At 35.2% G+C, this 1,127-nt stretch carries 2 protein-coding genes; both read left to right on the top strand.

Annotated elements, in window-relative coordinates; translation table 11 throughout:
- Nucleotides 1-278 precede the first annotated feature (278 nt).
- Nucleotides 279-638, top strand: coding sequence for a type II toxin-antitoxin system RelE/ParE family toxin (locus BLP55_RS16610; RefSeq protein WP_091147558.1), 360 nt, complete (start codon nucleotides 279-281; stop codon nucleotides 636-638).
- Entirely contained in the window at nucleotides 622-924 is a 303-nt protein-coding gene (locus tag BLP55_RS16605) for a helix-turn-helix domain-containing protein (RefSeq protein WP_170826906.1), read from the top strand. Before BLP55_RS16610 ends, BLP55_RS16605 begins: the two co-directional genes overlap by 17 nt.
- The last annotated feature ends 203 nt before the right edge of the window (nucleotides 925-1,127 follow it).

The raw sequence follows: 1,127 nt of genomic DNA, 5'->3' as shown, positions 1-1,127 counted from the left end.
GAAAGAGAAGATTTTTAAAAGATAAATTTTAAATCCAGCTGGATCAATTCACTTTGTCTGGCGCCGTCATGTAACAGCGCAGTTAAGCAAGAGCTGGTTTTTCGTGGGTTGGACGTTCGTTTTTCACGAAGAATGTTTTATCTTGGCAGAGAGAACTCAGTCCGCTTTTCCGCTCCTGCGTAACTGCGCGAAACGTTAGGTGAAATTGCCGAGAAGAAAACTGCGAAAAAAATCCACAAAACATTTTTTCATGTTACATTATTAGTTAACTTTGCTTGATGGAAAAAGTTAGAGAGATTATATTTTATGAGAACTATTTTTTTGAGTTTTATAACGCTCAAAATGGAAAAGTCCAAGATAAAATTGATGAAATACTTTTTGCTATTACTGTTTTAGAAAGAATTCCGAAGAAATTTTTTGAACATATGACCGGAACCAACGGATTGTATGAAATCAGAATTGAATTAGGCGGAAATATTTTTAGAGTATTCTGCTGTTTTGATGAAGGAAAAATTGTTGTGTTATTCAATGGCTTCCAAAAGAAAACCCAGAAAACTCCAAAAAGTGAAATTGAGAAAGCAGAAAAACTAAAAGAAGAATATTTTAAAACAAAAAATGACCATGGAAAAAGAAAATAAAAATATTACGACTTTTGATCAACTCTTAGATGCAAAATATGGCAAGCCTGGAAATCCAGAAAGAACCAATTTTGAAATCAAAGCTAAAGCATTTGCTATCGGTGAACTTATCAAAGAAGAGCGACGATTGGCTCACTTAACTCAACAAGAATTAGCAGATAAAACTGGCACTAAAAAAAGTTTTATTTCTCGAATTGAAAATGGTCATACTGATATCCAGCTTTCAACTTTATATAGATTATTGGAAATCGGATTGGGCAAAAAAATATCAATTTCAATCGGTTAGAAACTAGCAACTTCACCTAACCGCCGTTTCAAGCCATTGCGGAGATTTTCGTCACCGGAAATCTCTATTTCACGAAGAAATATTATCTTCGGCAGAGAGAACTCAGTCCGCTTTGATCCGCAACGGCGTGAAGCGGCCTAACGTTATACGAATTGTCCGAGTGACATCCAACAAACCTTGCGACTAGCGCTTTTAACAAAGTA

This window comes from Flavobacterium caeni (assembly GCF_900101895.1).
Taxonomy (GTDB): domain Bacteria; phylum Bacteroidota; class Bacteroidia; order Flavobacteriales; family Flavobacteriaceae; genus Flavobacterium; species Flavobacterium caeni.
Note: the sequence above shows the minus strand (reverse complement) of the source record. Positions and strands in the feature narration are given on the sequence as shown.